Annotated in this window: 18 protein-coding genes; 10 read left to right on the top strand and 8 right to left on the bottom strand. The window is 40.5% G+C overall.

Translation table 11 applies throughout. The annotated features are described in order from the left end of the window. From K1X56_06430 to K1X56_06415, 4 genes are all read left to right on the top strand, one after another. A partial coding sequence (locus K1X56_06430; GenBank protein MBX7094341.1) for a fructosamine kinase family protein occupies positions 1-922 on the top strand: 922 nt, incomplete at its 5' end. Between the two features lie 54 nt (positions 923-976). Continuing rightward, entirely contained in the window at positions 977-2,335 is a 1,359-nt protein-coding gene (locus K1X56_06425; GenBank protein ID MBX7094340.1) for a PAS domain-containing protein, read from the top strand. Further along, entirely contained in the window at positions 2,332-2,910 is a 579-nt protein-coding gene (locus tag K1X56_06420; protein ID MBX7094339.1) for an NUDIX hydrolase, read from the top strand. Before K1X56_06425 ends, K1X56_06420 begins: the two co-directional genes overlap by 4 nt. A gap of 32 nt (positions 2,911-2,942) precedes the next feature. After that, positions 2,943-5,336 (top strand): tetratricopeptide repeat protein, encoded by a 2,394-nt coding sequence (locus K1X56_06415; GenBank protein MBX7094338.1) that lies wholly within the window; start codon positions 2,943-2,945, stop codon positions 5,334-5,336. On the opposite strand, the gene K1X56_06410 is transcribed toward K1X56_06415, so the two are convergent. The 6 genes from K1X56_06410 to K1X56_06385 all read right to left on the bottom strand — a co-directional run bounded on the left by K1X56_06410 (position 5,313) and on the right by K1X56_06385 (position 8,893). Then, positions 5,313-5,525 (bottom strand): hypothetical protein, encoded by a 213-nt coding sequence (locus tag K1X56_06410; GenBank protein MBX7094337.1) that lies wholly within the window; start codon positions 5,523-5,525, stop codon positions 5,313-5,315. The two genes, K1X56_06415 and K1X56_06410, sit on opposite strands and share 24 nt — an antisense overlap. Further along, entirely contained in the window at positions 5,506-5,730 is a 225-nt protein-coding gene (locus tag K1X56_06405) for a hypothetical protein (protein MBX7094336.1), read from the bottom strand. Before K1X56_06405 ends, K1X56_06410 begins: the two co-directional genes overlap by 20 nt. Beyond that, the gene (locus K1X56_06400) at positions 5,730-6,038 is read right to left on the bottom strand and encodes a rhodanese-like domain-containing protein (GenBank protein ID MBX7094335.1); all 309 of its coding nucleotides are present in this window, start codon (positions 6,036-6,038) and stop codon (positions 5,730-5,732) included. The genes K1X56_06405 and K1X56_06400 overlap by 1 nt, the downstream gene beginning before the upstream one ends. A 1-nt stretch (position 6,039) precedes the next feature. Next, a complete protein-coding gene (locus K1X56_06395; protein ID MBX7094334.1) occupies positions 6,040-6,321 on the bottom strand; it encodes a rhodanese-like domain-containing protein in 282 nt (93 codons plus the stop codon). Positions 6,322-6,393: 72 nt separating this feature from the next. Beyond that, complete coding sequence (locus K1X56_06390; protein ID MBX7094333.1) at positions 6,394-7,035, bottom strand: Crp/Fnr family transcriptional regulator; 642 nt, start codon at positions 7,033-7,035, stop codon at positions 6,394-6,396. 1 nt (position 7,036) lies between these two features. Further along, positions 7,037-8,893, bottom strand: a complete 1,857-nt coding sequence (locus tag K1X56_06385; GenBank protein MBX7094332.1) for a hypothetical protein — start codon at positions 8,891-8,893, stop codon at positions 7,037-7,039. A gap of 122 nt (positions 8,894-9,015) precedes the next feature. Between K1X56_06385 and K1X56_06380 the strand changes: the two genes are divergently transcribed. Beyond that, the gene (locus K1X56_06380) at positions 9,016-9,699 is read left to right on the top strand and encodes a ribonuclease H-like domain-containing protein (GenBank protein MBX7094331.1); all 684 of its coding nucleotides are present in this window, start codon (positions 9,016-9,018) and stop codon (positions 9,697-9,699) included. 35 nt (positions 9,700-9,734) lie between these two features. Continuing rightward, positions 9,735-10,265 (top strand): hypothetical protein, encoded by a 531-nt coding sequence (locus K1X56_06375; protein ID MBX7094330.1) that lies wholly within the window; start codon positions 9,735-9,737, stop codon positions 10,263-10,265. Here K1X56_06375 and K1X56_06370 read toward each other — a convergent pair. Next, on the bottom strand, positions 10,230-11,087 hold the full coding sequence (locus tag K1X56_06370) for a GntR family transcriptional regulator (GenBank protein ID MBX7094329.1): 858 nt from the start codon (positions 11,085-11,087) through the stop codon (positions 10,230-10,232). The genes K1X56_06375 and K1X56_06370 overlap by 36 nt on opposite strands. Positions 11,088-11,146: 59 nt before the next feature. On the opposite strand from K1X56_06370, the gene K1X56_06365 reads away from it, so the two are divergent. Then, positions 11,147-11,614, top strand: coding sequence for a hypothetical protein (locus tag K1X56_06365; GenBank protein MBX7094328.1), 468 nt, complete (start codon positions 11,147-11,149; stop codon positions 11,612-11,614). A 2-nt stretch (positions 11,615-11,616) separates the two neighbouring features. On the opposite strand, the gene recJ is transcribed toward K1X56_06365, so the two are convergent. Beyond that, the gene (gene recJ, locus K1X56_06360; protein MBX7094327.1) at positions 11,617-13,359 is read right to left on the bottom strand and encodes a single-stranded-DNA-specific exonuclease RecJ; all 1,743 of its coding nucleotides are present in this window, start codon (positions 13,357-13,359) and stop codon (positions 11,617-11,619) included. Between the two features lie 52 nt (positions 13,360-13,411). On the opposite strand from recJ, the gene K1X56_06355 reads away from it, so the two are divergent. The 3 genes from K1X56_06355 to K1X56_06345 all read left to right on the top strand — a co-directional run bounded on the left by K1X56_06355 (position 13,412) and on the right by K1X56_06345 (position 18,649). Beyond that, positions 13,412-14,092, top strand: a complete 681-nt coding sequence (locus K1X56_06355; GenBank protein ID MBX7094326.1) for a hypothetical protein — start codon at positions 13,412-13,414, stop codon at positions 14,090-14,092. Beyond that, on the top strand, positions 14,089-17,805 hold the full coding sequence (locus K1X56_06350) for a GHKL domain-containing protein (protein ID MBX7094325.1): 3,717 nt from the start codon (positions 14,089-14,091) through the stop codon (positions 17,803-17,805). Before K1X56_06355 ends, K1X56_06350 begins: the two co-directional genes overlap by 4 nt. Before the next feature lie 61 nt (positions 17,806-17,866). Then, positions 17,867-18,649, top strand: coding sequence for an enoyl-CoA hydratase/isomerase family protein (locus K1X56_06345; protein ID MBX7094324.1), 783 nt, complete (start codon positions 17,867-17,869; stop codon positions 18,647-18,649). Positions 18,650-18,668 lie beyond the last annotated feature (19 nt).

The following is an 18,668-nucleotide window of genomic DNA, read 5'->3' as shown; positions in this document are numbered from 1 at the left end:
GGATTCTTGCGTAGAAGTCCACATGAAGTCGAGCCCCTTTTCCCTTCATATCCAGCAAAAACTCAGTGCTTATTTTGAAGCAGAAATTTCCATTATTTCTGCAGAGATGGTGCATGGTGGAAGCATCAACGAATGTTTTGTATTGCATACCACACAGGGTGATTTTTTCCTGAAACGAAATGATGCCGTTGAATTTCCGGAAATGTTTGAACACGAAAAAGAAGGACTCCAACTGTTGCATCAAGCAGGAGCTTTACAAGTACCGAAGGTTTATTTTTCAGGAAGTTTTAAATCCTCTTCATATTTGGTTTTAGAATTTTTGGAAAAGGACGATCGGATAAAATCAGAGACCAATAGCGCGAAAGGATGGGAAGTTTTGGGTCATGGTCTCGCACGTATTCACCAGCAACATGGTGAACATTACGGTTGGAAAAACCAGAATTATATCGGCTCACTGATACAAGTGAATCAGGAAAACAGTTCCTGGTGGAATTTTTATGTGCAGCAGCGATTAGAACCCATGGCCATGAAGGCTTTGCTTGAAAAGAAAATTTCGCGGAATTTGTATGAGCAATTTCAAAAATTGTATGTGAAACTGGAACATCTTTTCCCAATCGAATTACCGGCCTTGTTGCATGGCGATTTGTGGAGCGGGAATGTGATGATTTTAGATGTGGACAAAGCCGCTTTATTCGATCCCGCTGTTTATTATGGTCACCGCGAAATGGATATTGCCATGTCGAAATTATTCGGCGGATTCCATCCCCGTTTTTATAAAGCATATCAGGAGTCTTTTCCTCTGCAAAGCGGTTGGGAGGAGCGGGTAGAAATTGCTCAACTATATCCCTTGTTGGTACATGCATGTTTATTTGGAGGGGGATATCCTAAACAAATCGAGGCGATTTTGAAAAAGTGGGAATAATCCACTACCGAAGTACATTTTTTGCGTACTTTAAGCATCCAAATTCCAGACAAGGTGCAGCCCACGATGATCAGTAGTGCTCATTTACTTGAAAGCCTTCCTCATAAAATTATTGAGGTGGATCCTGCTGACCATTCCATTACGTATGTGAATCATTACAAAGGCATGTACAGCGCAGAAAATGTGTTGGGTCGACCAGTTTTTGATTTCATTTTATTAGCCTATCACGATCGTTATTCCATTTATGCCGAAAGAGCCATAAAGGAAAATAAGACCATGAATTTTGAACTTGAAGCATTATCTGCCAAAGGGAAAAACTGGTACATGGCTTATGTTACGCCGTTTAAAAATGAATTGGGACAATTGCGATTGTCGTTTATACTGGAAGATATTCAGGATCGAAAAGATGTGGAATTTTCAGCTTTGCTTAAAGATTACAAATTGAGAGCAATTATGAATACCACGCAAGATGGCGTCTTGTCCCTCGATCGCCATTTGAGGATTGCTGAATTCAATGAGGTGATGAACAAAAATTTTCAGGCAAATACCGGTAAAGAATTGATAAAGGGAATTCGGATAATTGAATATATCGACCCGAAAATTTTAGGTCACCAAACTTCTGTTTTCGATCGCGTATTTAATGGCGAGAAGATTTCGGAAGTGGAATTGTATGAGGTGGATGGCAAACCCAACTTTTTCGAAAACCATTATCACCCGGTGATAGATGCAAATGGAGAAGTAATCGGTATATCCGTATTATCGCGAAACATCCATCAACGAATTAAAAGGGAAGAGCAATTAAAAGAAACACTTCGCCAAAAAGAAAATCTATTGTACGAAGTTCACCACCGTGTGAAAAACAATTTGGCCATTATTTCTTCATTGGTGGAATTGCAGGAAATCGTTGCAGAGAATAATCATTCGCGTGATGCTTTGCAGAAAACCAGGCAGCGAATTAAATCGACCGCGCTTATTCATGAATTGCTGTATGAAAAGGCAAACTTCGAAATGATTTGTTTAAACACCTATTTAAAAAATTTATTCGAAATGCTTCGGGTGAGTTCCGGATGTGAAGAGGTAGAAATAGAAATTAAGGGAGATCAGATTACCATTCCGGGTCGAATTGCTGTTTCGGTTGGATTGTTGTTTAATGAACTTTTTACCAATTCATTTAAACATGGATTTTGTCATGTTAAAACCGGAAATGTTGCTGTTGAATTAATAAAAAACGATGAATTTGTCCGCATAGAAATGGAAGAAAGCTTAAGTGGTTTTCCGGAGGAGGTGGATATACAAACAATTTCTACAACGGGTTGGACCATCATCCGTTCTTTTTTGGAACAATTAAACGGAACCATTGCATTAACTAAAAATCCCAATACCCATTTCAGTATTGTCTTTTCAACGAAATGAGATTAAAAAAATTAATTATCGCAGACGAAAAACTGGTGTTCGACGACCGGATAAAGATTCGTAAAGCAGAAATTTCAGGAATAGATTCGAACGATCAGAGCGTTTCTTTTTCACGTTTAAAGATTGACCGCGAAGATGCAGCAGCTGTTTTACTTTGGGATCCTGCGAGAGAGAAAGTCATTCTTATTCGGCAGTACCGATATGCCGTAGCAAATGATGCAGGTGAAGCATTAATCGAATTAGTTGCCGGAAAATTGGATGGCGATGAAGATCCCTTGCACGCTGCGATACGTGAAACCGAAGAGGAAGCCGGCTATCGGATTAATCCTGCACGAATAAAAAAATTATGCAGCTATTACGCTTCACCGGGATACACTTCTGAAACGTATCATTTGTTTTTAGCTGAGGTCAGCGAACAAGACCGTATTTCAGTTGGGGGCGGACTCGAACAGGAAAATGAATACATCGAACGGATAGAGATGGGTGTACAACAGTTTATTTCTGAATGTAGAAATGGAATAATTAAGGATGGAAAAACAGTGATGTCCTCCTTTTACCTCGAACAATTGGTATGAAACATATTTATTTTTTATTCATTTTTCTTTTTTTGGCATTAGTGACGAATGCGCAGGATCCGGAATGGAAAACAGAATCCGATAGAATAATTCAACTTCAAATTTCCGATGCCGAAAAGGCCGATAAATTGGCGCAGCTCGCAGGAAAATTATCTAAGAAGGACCTTAATGCAGGTATTGCAGTTTGTGAGCGAATCGAATCCTTTAGTAAAGGAAATCCATTGCTCGAAGGAAAAAGAAATACAGCTTTAGCTGAAGTCTATCGCAGAAATTTTAAAAATGATAAAGCCATTGATTATTCCAAACGTGCAATTCAACTCTTTCAACCTTTAGAAGAACATCGAGGTTTAAGTATGGCGCATGAACAATGGGCACGTGCTGCATTTCAGGCTGAAAAAATAAAGGAAGCGGATGAACATTTTGCCTTGTCGGTAAATGAAGCCAAACTTTATAAAGATCCTGAACGTGTTATTGATGCCTTTGATGGTTACCGTTGGTTTTTGGGTAAACAAAGTAATCAGGTGAAATTATTTGAGGTGTTGACCGATAAAATTAATTATGGTCAGGATGTTTTAAAAGGCAATGATATGTTCATGGCTTCGGCGCATATTGACATGGCCTATTATTATTTCCGTCTCGAAAAATGGGAAGATACCCGCAAATCGATTGATCTGGCTTTACCCTATGCGCAGCGTTCCGGAAATGAATACGATTTATTGGATTGTTACAATACCGCAGGAGCAGCACTTAAAAATTTAAAGAAGTACGATGAGGCGATATCCTATTTCCAAAAAGCGATTCAGGTTTTGGAAAAAACAGAGGGACCTCTAAAATCGTTTTTAGGTCCCTTGATGCTTAACGTGGGAATTACCTATTACGAGCAAGGGAAAAATAGGGAAGGACTCGAAACCAAATTAAAAGGACTGGCAATTTGTGAGAAGGAAGATAATACCAATTGCGTTTACAATGCCAATGTGGCGATTGGAATTGATCTTGTAGAGCTGGATAAAAATTATGAGCAGGCTATTCCGTATTTGCTTAAGGCAGAATCGATGATGAGTGAAGATGAGGATCTTTTTTCTCAGCAGTATTTATACAAAGGATTGCACAAGGCATTTGCCGGTTCGGGGAAATTTGAAAAGGCATACGAATACCAAACGAAATACATTGCCATTCGCGATTCATCTTTGAATTCCGAAAAGCAAAAGCAATTGGGTGAACTGGAAGCCAAATATGAAAATGCCAAGAAAGAACAATTGATCGAAGTTTTGAATCGCGATAAAACAATTAGTCAGCTCTCCTTACTTCGTAAACAAGAAGAACTGGAAAGAGAATCGGCAGAAAATGAGGCGCGTGAGAAATCCATTTTATTATTAGAGAAAGAAAATGATCTGAAAAAAACGTTACTCGAACAAGAGAAAACAAAAGTTGAATCGGAACGGAGTAAAACGGCTTTGGCGGAACATAAACGCAAATTGGCTGAACAGGAAATTTCCATGACCAGACGTGTCAATATTTTGTTCGGTTTCGGAACCTTTTTCCTGCTTATTTTTCTGGTTTCACTTTATCGTGGTTATCGTGCGAAAAAGAAAGCGCATGAGGAAATCAGTTCTCAAAAGGAAATTATTCAGCGACAAAAAGAAATCGTAGAAGAGCGAAACCGTGAGGTGATGGATTCCATTGCCTATGCGAAGCGATTGCAGGAAGCAATTTTACCGGCAAGCGGATTTATTCGTGATCACTTTCCTAAAAGCTTTATTTATTATCAACCTAAAGATGTGGTTGCGGGTGATTTCTACTGGATGGAAAAATCGAAATCGGCCGATGGTAAAACATGGTTGTTTTTTGCGGTAGCCGATTGTACGGGACATGGCGTTCCTGGTGCTATGGTGAGTGTAGTTTGTTCCAACGCTTTGCATCGGGCGGTTAATGAATTTCAGATTTTAAAACCCGGTTCAATATTGGATAAAGTCCGCGATCTGGTAATCGAAACATTCAGCAGCGATTCAGATCAGGTGAAAGACGGAATGGATATTTCACTCTGTGCCTTTTGTACCGATACAAAAGAATTATTATGGTCGGGCGCAAATAATCCACTGGTGATTATCCGGAGTGGAGAGATTTTGGAAATTAAAGGCGATAAACAACCCATTGGTCGCTTTGAACATGCAAAACCTTTTACCACCCATCAGGTGCACTTGCAGGAGAATGATATGCTTTATTTATTCTCCGATGGGTATGCCGATCAGTTTGGTGGTGTAAAAAGTAAAAAGTTCAAGGAATCGAATCTGAAAAAATTGCTCAGCGAAATCTCTGCCCAATCACTCCGTGAACAGGAAGCTCATTTGCAAAAGGTAATTACGGATTGGAAAGGAGATCTGGAGCAGGTGGATGATATCTGCTTAATGGGAATCAGTCTTTTTTGATTCACTGCGAAATGAGGCAAATAATAATGCGCCTCCAATGGAAAAATACAAGGTTGAAATGTACCATGTGGAAGTAATCATGCAAGAGCCGTTACTGCACCCTACTGTACGCCAATACACATATCCGGCAACAGCTCCTGCAAGACTACCAATCAACCACAATCGATTTTTATTCACCCACTTTTTCAAACTCAATTTCTTTTTTATCGATGGTGGTTTCTTTCATTCCGGGAATGCGACAAACACCGTTGCTGCATCCGAGGTTAAATATTCCCTGGATTAAAAACAAGGCTCCCAGCAAGTAGAAGAGAGGCTCGTGATCATACCAGGCCGATCCGATTAATGTTGCACCTAAGAGCAGGCGAATTATCCGAACCCAATTGATGTGTTTCATTATTGAATGTTGCGTTGAAGCGAATTCCAGGGTCCGCCATTGACTACTTCTACTCCTTTTCTGCGAAGAATATCTGCTGCCATTCCACTTCTTCCACCGGAACGACAAACCGTAATTACCGGCTTGCCTTTTTTCTTGATGGATTCTGCCTGAGATTCGATTTTGTCGAGCGGAATATTCAAGGAGCCTTTGATGTGACCACCTTTGTATTCCTGTGGTGTGCGGACGTCAATAATGACAGCTCCATTTTTCATCATGGCTCTGAAATCGGTTTTACTTCCAAACAGGTTTTTAAGTAAGCCCATCATCTTAGTTCATTTTTAAAATTAATACGTTGCCTATTCCACCGGCATTGTGCACATTGCTGATGCCCGACTGCTGCAGATACATCATCGCTTGTCCGCTTCTTGCGCCGGAGCGACAGAAAACTACTATCGGAGCATTCATCGAACGGATGCGTTCTACTTCTTCGGGAATAGTATCCAGTGGAATATTCAGAGAACCTTCAACGTGCTGGTCCTGGTACTCCATAGGCGTTCTTACGTCGATTAATACGGTTTTTGGGTCGTTAACGAGGTCTTTAATGTTCATGACTTTTCGATTTATTTCTGACGCAAAACTAGTTCAAATCGAAAAGCGGGGAAGTGACTTTTCTCACACAAATCACGAAAGCAGGCTGACTTCATTCCTGCCGAGCTTCACTTTTCCATCGCGTTCCAGTTGTTTGAGCAAGCGGGAAATTACCTCTCTGGAAGAACCCAGGGAGTTGGCAATTTGCTGATGGGTGAGATTTAATGTTTTACTCTTGCTGGCCTTGCTTTGGTCGGATAAAAATTTTACCAGACGATCATCCAGTTTATGAAATGCAATATTGTCGATGGTCTCAATCAATTCATGAAAACGCTCGCGATAGGTTTCAAACATAAAATTTCTCCAGGCCTTATGCTTCACTGTCCATTCATCGAGCAGCATCACCGGGATGGAAACAAATTCTGTTTCTTCTTCGGCAATGGCAGTGATTTCGGAAGGCTTCATACTCATACAGCAATTGAGCGATATGGCACAGGTTTGACCCGGATGTAAATGATAGAGATAAACTTCCTTACCGTCGTTGTCGAGCCTGCTGATGCGAATGGATCCGTACACAATGAGCGGAACCATTTTAATGTAGGCGCCGGGACTAATAATAGTCTCTTCCTTATTGCAGGTATGCAGTTTCCCGTTTTCGAGAATGTCCTGAATCAAGGCTTCATCGTTGAGCGATTTAAACCTGGTTCGTAGAATTTGTTCTAATACTTCGGCCATCTTAGAGTGAATAAGGGTTAATGGTGGAGGGATATCTGGAATAATAGTTTTGTTCCAGTTCCTGATATTTTGATTGCAGTTGTTTCTGATTGATCTTGCTGATTATATCTTTAAGCATGCCACTTTTTATCAGGTAAAACACACTTTCATCTTCGGCGAGATGTTGTTGCAGAGCGCGCTCCACCGAATTCAAAATGCTTTTGCAATATTCAGAAGATTTTTGGAGTTCTCCTATGTTAAAATAGAAAGTTGCAAGTCTAAACCAGCTCATTTCGGCATCTTTTAGTTCTTTCACCGGAATCTTTTGTTCAAGTTCTTCGATCAGCATTTTAGCTTTGCTGCTGTCTTGCTCGCTTAAATAGGCTTCGGCGGTTTGAGTGTAAAACACATAATATGCATCCAGAAAGTGACTGTTTCGCTGGAGGTCTTCCGGATCAAAATCAAGAATAAATTTTTCTTTATACAAAGCGTGATTCAAATAAGGATCGATCAAAAAACTTCCGATTTCTGTTTCATGCACCGGTTTTTTTGGATCAATGCATTGCACCATACCAATTAGATTTTTCCTATCGCAGGCTTTTAAAATGGTATTCTGATACAATTGCGAAAAACAAATCGCTCTTTCGGAAAAATGATTTTGAATGAGATCCAGCTGGAAAATTTCAGAACGCATCAGGTAAGGGTTCTTAAAATCAAAATTAATCTCAAACCAATAGGAAGAATCCTGAAGGGCTTTGGGATTGGACAGCGCCATTATTCGGTCGGGGATGGTAACATACTCGTTTTTATTTTCACCAAGCGATTTATAATTCTGCTCCATGGATAGTAATTCATCCCGCACTGCAGGAGGACTCGTCTTAAAAACGCCATTGTTAAACAAAGCTACTTCCGAAGAACGATGCTGATAAAAATCATCACTCAACGTCGTGCTTAAACGATGTTGTTTTTTGCTGTACAACAAATAATGTGGTAGATTAATCAGACTGGTATTGATCACTGCAACATCTTTTCTCCAGTTTATTTTCTCCTGCACATACCACAAAGGAAAGGTATCGCTATCGCCGAAGGTAAATAAGATGGCATTATCCGGACAAGAATTCAACAGGTTTTTGGCATAGGCAATTAGTGCTTTACTATAAATATTATCCTCTAAAAATGCAGCAGCATCCGCATCAAATCCTGCCATTTTTAATTCGCTCCAGGCGGTGACTTTATCATGCGCTATTTTTGTTCCGATGTTTCCAACCAACACTTCGTATTCGGGATTACGTTTACGGATGACTTCGTAGGTTTCGTTTTCTTTTTTGCAAATGTCAATGTATTCGTCCTTATTCTCCGCACGTAAAAAAGTTCGTTCATTACCCACTTTTTTATCACCTAATAACGATTCCGCTTTCGAAAAATAGGCACGACCCAAAGCTTCCATCAGGGTGTCGTCGAGATTTTCAACGCCTTCTAATTGTGCAATACTTTCATCTGCCGCTTCGGGATAATTATAATAGAGCGAGTGATCAAAGGCATAGATTTGTCCGGCATAATAACTCATAGCTGTCGAACGATAATACTCCCCTGATTTTCGAAATGAAGCGGGTAATGGTTCATATTGGTTTGTTTTTTTCGACCAATACAAGTATTCGTTTTCGATTTTGTCGGGATCGTTCTGGCTTTTTACTATCACAAAATATCCATCAGGTCGTTTTTGAAACTCGATGAATTTGCCATCGGGCATCACATAGTTTTCATCAAACGATTTAAAAACTGAAGTTGCTTTGGGATAGGAATAGAATTCCTTGGCATCAAATTGCTTTCCGCAAGCTGCAAATAGGATAAGCAGAATTAAAACGAGACTCTTTCTCATGCTGATTTTTTATAAAAATAACATTATCCTTCCATTTTACAAGAATACTGGGACTTTGCCGAAATGAAAATTTGAAGAATTTTTGATTTCAATTGAATCCGAATTTGCATCTATTTTGCACCATGAGAAATTCTTCATCGGCAATCCTTTTTTTAGATATAGAAACGGTGCCACTGATTTATCATTTTAAGGACCTAGATCCTCAGGGAAAGCGACTTTTTGAATTAAAAATGAAGTCCTCCATAAAACATTCTGAACTTTCGGTAGAGCAGCTATACGAGAAAGCCGGAATTTATGCAGAGTTTGCACGGGTGGTTTGTATCGGATTGGCCTGGTACGGAAGAAGAGGAAAAACGAAAACTAGGAAAAGCAAATTGATATATGGTCATAATGAAATCCGCCTCCTCTATCAATTCAAAAATTTTTTACGGGAAGAATTTCCCGAAGGAGCAATACTTTGTGCACACAACGGAAAGGAATTTGACTTCCCCTTTTTAGCGCGCCGGATGCTCATTCGCGGAATTCCATTGCCGGAAGAATTACAACTTCAGCATAAAAAACCATGGGAGATTCAGCATATTGATACGATGGACTGGTGGAAGTTTGGCGACTACAAGCATTTTACTTCGCTCGAGTTATTGGCCCATGTTTTCGATCTGGAATCGCCCAAACATTCCATGAGCGGCGACCAGGTGGCGAAGGCCTATTGGGAAGATGGAAATATCAGTGGAATAGCAGCCTATTGCAGAGCTGATGTACAGGTACTGATGGATGTATATGAAAAATTAAATATTAGTTCCAATTAGTTGCTCGTTCACCGGCTTTTTTATTGTTTTGTTGCATGAGAATTTTAGTGTTGTTGTCGATCTTACTTTGCCTGGCATCCTGTAAAGGCAAAAAGAAAAATCCGATGGATCTTCTTCTGCAACCGGAAGAATGTGTGGCAGAACTTTTTTTCTCCACCACAGATGGTGATATTTTAGGTTTGCGCTTGGGAGACCCATCGGTTAAGTTAGCGGAACACCGAATTGGTTTTCCATTGGTGGAGACTCCGGTTGAAACGATCGACTCCATTCCAATGTGCGGACAAAGCAATGCGTATTTTGAATTTTCAATTCGCTTGCTGAATGGAGAAATTTCTGAAATGGATTTGCTTGCGTTCTCGAATAATCCGGAATTTCTGAACGAAATAATGGAATCCTTTCGGAAACAAATCACCCTGAAAAAGGGTGAAGCTCATTCGGATGCCGGCATTTTTTCGTGGATCAATTCCGAAACGGGACTCGAAATTTATTTAAGTGATGAATCCATTCGTTACGGTAAACCCTGTATTCGCTTACTTTTTACTTCCGGATCGGGTTTCGCTGTTTAAATAAATGCCGTCATCCTCAATGCGGATCATTCTTGCTTTATATAATGCTCCGGCCGCTTTTTTGTAGGTTTTTTTACTTACACCGAAAAGCATGGAAATAAATTCAGGATCACTTTTATCCGTTACATTGATGAAGCCCCCTCTGTCGGCAAGTGTGTCGAGAATTTTCTGACTGAGTGCATCAACTTTTTTGGGACCGGGACGATCCAGTATCAAATCAATTTTATCGTCTTCTCTCACCTTTTTTACAAAGGCAGTAGATTCTTCTCCAATACGCAGCTTACGGAAAATTTCATTGCGGTATAAAATTCCACTATGCGTGCCCTCAATAATGGCTTTATATCCCAGGTCGTTCTGACCGCAAATTTTAATTTTTACTTCCTGACCTTCTTCAAAGCGGGGAAATGTTTGGTCCAGAAAACGCTCAATTTTCGAAGAGGCCACAATACGTTTACTGCTTTCGTCCACATACACGTAAACCATGTATTGCCGGCCCGGTTCCATTTTTTGTTTTTGCTCTCTAAAAGGAACCATCAGGTCCTTGGGAATGCCCCAATCGAGAAATGCGCCATAGTTGTTCACTTCCAAACATTCCAGCAGGGCAAAATCACCGACTTCACACAATGGTGCATCCGTGGTTACGGCAGGTTGATCTTCGGAGTCGGTATATAAAAACACACGAACCGCATCACCCGCTTTTGCGCCATCGGGAATGCAGCGTTTGGCCAGTTTCAACTCGCCCCATTCGCCACCATCCAGCAGGGCTCCAAATTCGAGAAAACGTAGAATGGTGAAATCGTTATAGTGACCAAGTCCTGACATGCGCATTTATTTTTTTCAAATGTACGATAAGCAGCCTATATTGGCAGAAAATAATGGTCATGACCTGGAAATTTGTTGAGCACACCGGTATTTATTCTGTAGATAATGCCCAATTGGAATTGTTTTTTGGCACTAAGCGTGATGTTTTACGCAAACTGCTTCACTATGATGCAGCAAAAAACGAGGGTCGATTTGCCAATGAAGATAGTTATGAGCAACTGCTGGGAAATGAAGAAGATTGGATTCGATTAGGATTTAACGATTACAATGAACTGGAATCGGTGGAAGTGCTGGATGGTATTGTAATCATCGGGAAAACCGAAGTGGAGATCTTTGCCGATATGGAAGAAACACTTGCCGAATTGGACGAGCAGGGTTTCGATTTTGAAGAAACCGAATTGGGATACACCGATTTTCGTTCGCACATCGATCTTGGCGACAGCGCCCTTAATGGCGATGAGGTTTCGGAAGTGTGTTGGTTTTATACTGCGGTAAATTTCGATCATTTACTGCCTTCTGAAGAATAAACCTATTCTTCTGTAATTCGGATATCTTTCACCATTAACTGCAAAGAAGTTTTTCCGTTCCAGTAATTTTCTTCCAGCGTAAAGGCCATATCGAATTTTTTACCACTCAGAATTTCATTCAATAAATTCCCCTTTCCAAATGCAATGGCATCAAATTGCAGCGACTTATCATTCTGATAAACGCTCATTTTTAAATGCTCATCCTTTAAACAACGTGCAAGTCCGGAATCCTTCAATCCTTTCGCAACAAATACAGGGTTCATATTTCCGGGACCAAAAGGTGAAAACTGTTTAAGTATTCTATAAAAGCGCGGAAGTTCTTCCTGTTTCGATTTGCGAAGTAATTCAAAACTTATTTCTTCTTCAATTTCAATGGCAGGAATCAAAAGTTCATCCGGAATGGTAGCTGCCACTTGTTTTTCGAACGCATCACGGAATGCTTCAAAATTTTCAATCGATAAGGTTAAGCCTGCGGCATATTTATGTCCCCCGAATTGCTCCAGTAAATGACTACACGCTTCAATGGCGTCGTACACATCAAAATCGCGCACCGAGCGGGCAGATCCCGTTAGTTTTCCATTGTTGTTGGTAAGGAGGATTGTGGGACGATAATAGGTATCGGTTAAACGTGAAGCCACAATGCCTACCACTCCTTTATGCCAGCTGTCGTGAAATAATACAGTGGTTTTGGCAACTTTTAATTGTTCATTCGCTTCAATTAACTCCAATGCGTGGCGTGTAATTTCTTTGTCCAGATGTTTTCGTTCATCATTGTTCTGGTCAATTTGCGAGGCGCATTCCAGTGCTTCTTTTTCACTCTGTGAGGTAAGTAAACGAACTGCATTTTTTCCTGAGTCGATTCTTCCTGCTGCGTTGATGCGTGGTGCAATTATAAATACGAGATTAGAAATATCGAGCGGCAATGTTTTTCCTGATAAAAGCAAAATGGCTTTTACCCAATGCGCTGGCGATTCATTGATTTTTTTTAATCCGTAATAGGTAAATATTCTGTTCTCTCCGGTAATAGGAACAATATCTGCAGCAATGGCCACAGCCACAAGGTCGATGTATTCGAAGAGGACATTCTCGTCTCGTTGGGTGCTTCTGGTCCAGGCCTGCAATAGTTTGTATCCCACTCCGCAACCGCAAAGTTCTTTATAGGGATAGGCGCAATCCTCACGTTTGGGATCTAAAACTGCAACGGCATCCGGTAATTCGTCACCGGGACGGTGATGGTCGCAAATAATAAAATCGATTCCTTTTTCTTTGGCGTATTGAATTTTGTCAATAGATTTTATGCCGCAGTCCAATGCAATAATCAGCTTCACATCACTATTTTCCGCTGCATCAATCCCTTGGGTTGAAATCCCGTAGCCCTCAGCGTATCGGTCGGGAATGTAATAGTCGATGTTCTCGTGAAATCGGCTTAGATAGGCATATACCAATGCAACCGAACTGGTTCCGTCAACATCATAATCGCCGTAAATCAGTATGTTTTCTTTATTCGCTATAGCAAGTTGGAGACGGTCCACCGCTCTATTCATGTCCTTCATCAAAAAGGGATCGGGCATTTCACCGGGTGATGGACGGAAAAAAGATTTGGCTTCCTCGTAGCTATGAATTCCCCTGCGAACCAATAAACGGGCAATCAGCTCAGGTACCTGCAATTTCTCCTCTAAAAGCGCAATTGCTTGTGTCGACTCAACTTCTTTCAATGCTTTCGCAAATACCCACCTTTTTTGCATATTTTTATGGAATACCTTTTGATGGGATAAAGGTACAACCCTAAACGATCTTATGCGAATACTTTTTTTGATACTTGTTACGCTTGGAAGCTTCCTTCAGGGATACGCTCAGGAAGGCAGTTCCTTTTATTTTACACAAGCACAACCCTCCAATGCCAAAGCGCTGCAACAATTCCCCGACGAGCTGCTGGGCGACTATCGAAGCAAAAAGGATACCCTGCTTACCATGATGATCCGTAAAGATTCTATCCGCATGCGATTGATCACACCTGTGGTGATTGCACGCTCGGAATTAATGGCGCAGAACAATTGGCACTTGCGCGATAATTTGTTGTATGGCGTTTATCCCGATCGTCCCGTTGAAGTGGTAATGAAAAACGATACGTTGATTTTCGGACTCGAATTCGAGCAAACGGTTTTTCGTTTTTGCGATAGCATGGTGCTGAAGGGAAAGGATAAACAATTTTTCTTTAGTACACGATCCGGTAAAGGGAAATGGACGGTTTATCTTCTTGAGTTGAAAAAAGAAAATGAACAGTACTCCATAATTTGGTCCGCCGTAGATCATGAAACCGAACAGAATGAATTGCTGATAAAAAACAGTCCCGGCTATACCCGAAAAACCATCAATGGCAGCACCATTTATTTACTTAACCTGAATGAAATTCAAATGCAGACATTCGTATCCGGAGGCGGATTTAATGTTCCCGAATATTATCACCGGGTGAAATGATGCAGCAAATAAAAAATATCATTTTTCATCGTTACACGGTTTTGATTATAGCCGTTGGAATGATTTGGACAGGAAGTTCGCTCTACAAATCATCTTTTGTTGCGCTGGATCATGATTCGCTGCGTGAACAGGTAGAATCCGCCATTGTTGATCTGGATGCGGAATTGGGTTCCAGCATGAATCAACTGGAGCGTATTCTCAATGAAAATAAATCGGAAACCATTTTTGAGCGTTCAGAATTATTGCTGAAATCACTGGGAAATGAGGATAACAAATCGCTTTTCGTTTTTAAAAATGGAATAGCAGAATTTTGGACTACCGCACATTCTTTGCCCGATAGTTTGCAACTGGCTTCTATGAGCAACAAAGGTGTATTGAAGTTGCGCAATGGTTGGTACCGTTATTTTCGCAAACAGGTGGATGAAGAACGAACGATTGTCGGACTATACCTTCTGCGTCACGATTACCTGAACCGGAATAAATTTCTTTCCGATGCTTTTCATCCGGCATTTGGTATTCCCGAAACAGCCATGTTAATGGATGAACCCTCCGACGATTTAATTTCCATTCAATCGGGAGAAGGAGATTTTCTATTTGGCATAATGCTCAATGAAAACGATGCGCGATCCGATTCGGCTTTGTATTTTATTGCGGTATTGCTACTGGGAGGAATGGTACTTCTTGTCCGTTTCCTAAAGGAAGAATGCATTAATCTTGAGCGATTTGTTGGATCGTTTTACGCTTCTATATTGTTAGTCTTTAGTGTGGGATTACTACGGTACTGGTCATTGGTCATGGAATTTCCCTCTGCATTGTATGAATTTGAATTGTTCAAACCGGATTTATTTGCGGCATCTTTCTTTTTACCATCACTGGGTGATTTTTTAATTAATGCTCTTTTAATTCTCTACGTTTTTTATTTTCTCGATGCCCGGTCGCGTGCTTTTTCTTACCGACTGGCAGGAAATCAAACGCTGGCAACCGTACTCTCCGGGGCCATGGTCTTGCTGATTCTGGTGTATGGATTTATTATAGGCGTATTGTTAAAGGGATTGATTGAGGACTCCAATATTGAGTTTAACATCAATAATATTTTCAATTTATCGCTTTATAGTTTTGTTGGATTTATCATAATTGGATTACTCTTTTTTGCTTTTTATCTGTTTTGTGAATTTGCATTCAGAACCAGTGTCTCCATGCAAACGAAACCGCGAAACATGTTTTTGGTGGTTGCACTTTTGGCCATCATCGATTTGGTGATACAACACATCATTGGTCAGCGCGATTTATTACTAATTCTCTGGCCGGTTTTTGTATTGGGGGTACTCTTTTATGTGCATTATTATTCTAAAACGAAAACAGTAAGCTTTAATGTCACTGTTTTGCTGTTGCTAACCTTTTCCGGCTTTACGGCGCATGCATTATCTAAATTTACCAGTGCTAAAGAAGGTCAAAACCGAATTGTGCTTGCAGAGAAACTGGCCACCGATGAGGATCCTATTGTCGAAATTTTATATTCTGAAATGGAGACGGATCTATTAAGAAGTAATGTGCTTAATAATGCCTTCGATTCAACACGTAATTTTTCTAAAACACAATTTGAAGAGGAGCTTGAAAAAAAATATTTTTCGGGCGACTGGAACAATTTCGATATTCAGTATTATTTGTTTTCCTCCGATAGCACACCGCTCGGCCTGGAAGGATTTGCACCGGTGCGCGAATTTTCCGAATTGGATAATATCATTCTCGAAAATGGCGTACCGTCCAAGTTCAGCGGCAACATGAATTTTATTTATAATTCAGTCAATAAACTCAGTTATGTAATTAAACTTCCCGTAAGCCTCCGTAATGAATCGCCAAAAGGATTTTTATTTTGCGAATTGAGAAGTAAAAAAATTCCGGAGGATATTGGATTCCCGGAATTGTTAATGGACAAGGGATCTAATAAAATTGATGTGATCCATCAATATTCCTATGCCCGTTATGTGGACAGCGTTCAGGTTAACCGCTTTGGGTCATACCGCTACAGTTTGTTGAGTAGTCATTATCCTGCATTAAAATCGAAATACGAATTCAGGAAGGAAAACAATTACGATCATTTGTTTTATCAGGTCGACGATAGAACCATGCTTATTCTAAGCCGACCCGAAGAGCGTTTTATCAATCAGGCAACATCATTCTCGTATTTATTTACGCTTTTCTGTTTGATTGTTATAACCGGATTTTCATTAAAACAATTATCGCGCGGAATAACAGCAATTCATTTAAGTCTTCAAGGTAAAGTACAGTTCTTATTGGTGGGCGTATTACTGATTTCGCTGGTGTTATTTGGATTGGGAACGCGTTATTTTATTGCGGATCAATACCAGGAAAAAAATCACAACATTATTTCAGAAAAGATTCAAAGTGTAAGAATAGAGGTGACACATAAATTGGGCAGGGAACAGGAATTAGGTAAAGAACTAAAAAATTATGTGGGCTATATTCTCGATAAATTCTCATCGGTGTTTTTGTCCGACATAAACCTTTACGATAAAGACGGTTCTTTAATTGCGAGTTCTCGTCCCAAAATTTTCCAGAGTGGATTATTATCCTCGCAAATGAATCCGGAAGCATTTCATCAAATGACACATGAGAAAAACAGTGAATTCATTCAGGATGAAGTCATCGGTAATATGCATTACCTGAGCGCTTATGTTCCTTTGCTTAACGATCACAATGAATTACTGGGATATCTCAACCTGCCATATTTTGCCAAACAAAGCGCATTGGAAACGGAATTATCGAGCTTCCTGGTGGCTATTCTCAATATTTTTGTAGTGCTGTTTGCATTATCCATTCTTGCAGCATTGTTTGTTTCGAACTGGATTACAAAACCATTGCGTCTTGTTCAGCAAAGTCTTGCAAATATCCAACTGGGGAAAACCAATAAGCCGATTGCCTATAAGGGAAAAGATGAAATCGGATCGCTGGTGGAAGAGTACAATAAAAAAGTGAGTGAGTTGGAACATTATGCTGTGGAATTGGCAAAATCGGAGAGGGAAAGTGCATGGCGCGAAATGGCCAAGCAAGTGGCGCATGAAATTAAAAATCCGCTTACACCCATGCGCTTAAGCATACAACACATGCAACGCTCCCTGCGTCCCGAAGATCCGGACTGGAACGAAAAATTAAATCGCTTTACGCATACGGTAATTGAACAAATCGATGCCTTGTCAAATATCGCCACTGAGTTTTCCAATTTTGCCAAAATGCCGAAAGCGCAGGAAGAGTTAATCGATTTGTGTACGGTTTTAAACAATGCAGTTGAATTGTATAAGGACACTCCCGATGTTCAGGTGAAAATTGCCCGAATGGATTTGCAGCAAGCCATTATTTATGCAGATAAGGACCAAATGGTGCGGGTGTTCAATAACCTCATAAAAAATGCCATTCAGGCCATTCCTGAGAATAAAATGGGTAAAGTGGATGTTTACCTGAAGAAGAATGAGGATCGCTTTGTGGTGGAGATCAGGGATAATGGTACAGGGATCGCTCCGGAAAAAATTGATAAAATTTTTACGCCGAATTTTACGACTAAATCAACCGGAATGGGACTTGGTCTTGCCATGGTAAAAAACATTGTGGAAAATGCCAATGGTAAGATATGGTTTGAAACTTCCTGGGGCACAGGCACAGGTTTTTTCGTGGCCTTACCGGTCCATTCTGCCTAACCCTTAAAAAACATCTTTTTTTACATCGGGCTTTTGCTATTTTTGTAAAAACACAATGCTTATGAACTACCAGAATCTTCTGTTCCGCACCGAAAACGGAATCGCATACATTACCATTAATCGTCCCGATAAACTCAACGCTCTTAACCGCGATACTATTACCGAATTACACACAGCACTTCAACGTGCTGATGAAGACACCTCTGTACGTGCAATCATTCTCACCGGTAGCGGTGAAAAAGCCTTTGTTGCTGGTGCTGATATTTCTGAGTTTGCCGCTTTTTCAGTGGAAGAAGGGAAGGCTTTGAGTAAGGATGGTCACGATCGCTTATTTACATTTGCAGAGCGCTTATCCACACCCATTATCGCCGCTGTAAACGGATTTGCATTGGGAGGCGGACTCGAACTGGCCATGAGTTGTCACATTCGTGTTGCATCAGATAATGCAAAAATGGGATTGCCCGAAGTATCACTCGGTGTAATTCCGGGTTATGGTGGAACGCAACGCCTTGCTCAATTGGTGGGAAAAGGAAAAGCGTTCGAAATGATTTTTACGGCGGGAATGATTACAGCTGCAGAAGGATTGCAATACGGTTTAGTTAATTATGTAACACCACAAGCCGAATTGATAGCAAAATGTGAGGAAATTGCCAATAAGGTGATGAAAAATTCTCCTTCGGCCATTGCTAGTGCAATTCGTGCTGTTAATGCAGGATTTATTGCCGGCATGGATGGTATGCAGGAGGAAGTGAAAGAATTTGGAAAATGTTTCGGCACCGAAGATTTTAAGGAAGGTACAACAGCATTTCTTGAAAAAAGAAAGCCACAATTCAGCGGAAAATAAAATTAATCAATCAGCCTGC

It is taken from the genome of Flavobacteriales bacterium, assembly GCA_019694795.1.
GTDB lineage: Bacteria > Bacteroidota > Bacteroidia > Flavobacteriales_D > UBA2798 > UBA2798.
Note: the sequence above shows the minus strand (reverse complement) of the source record. Positions and strands in the feature narration are given on the sequence as shown.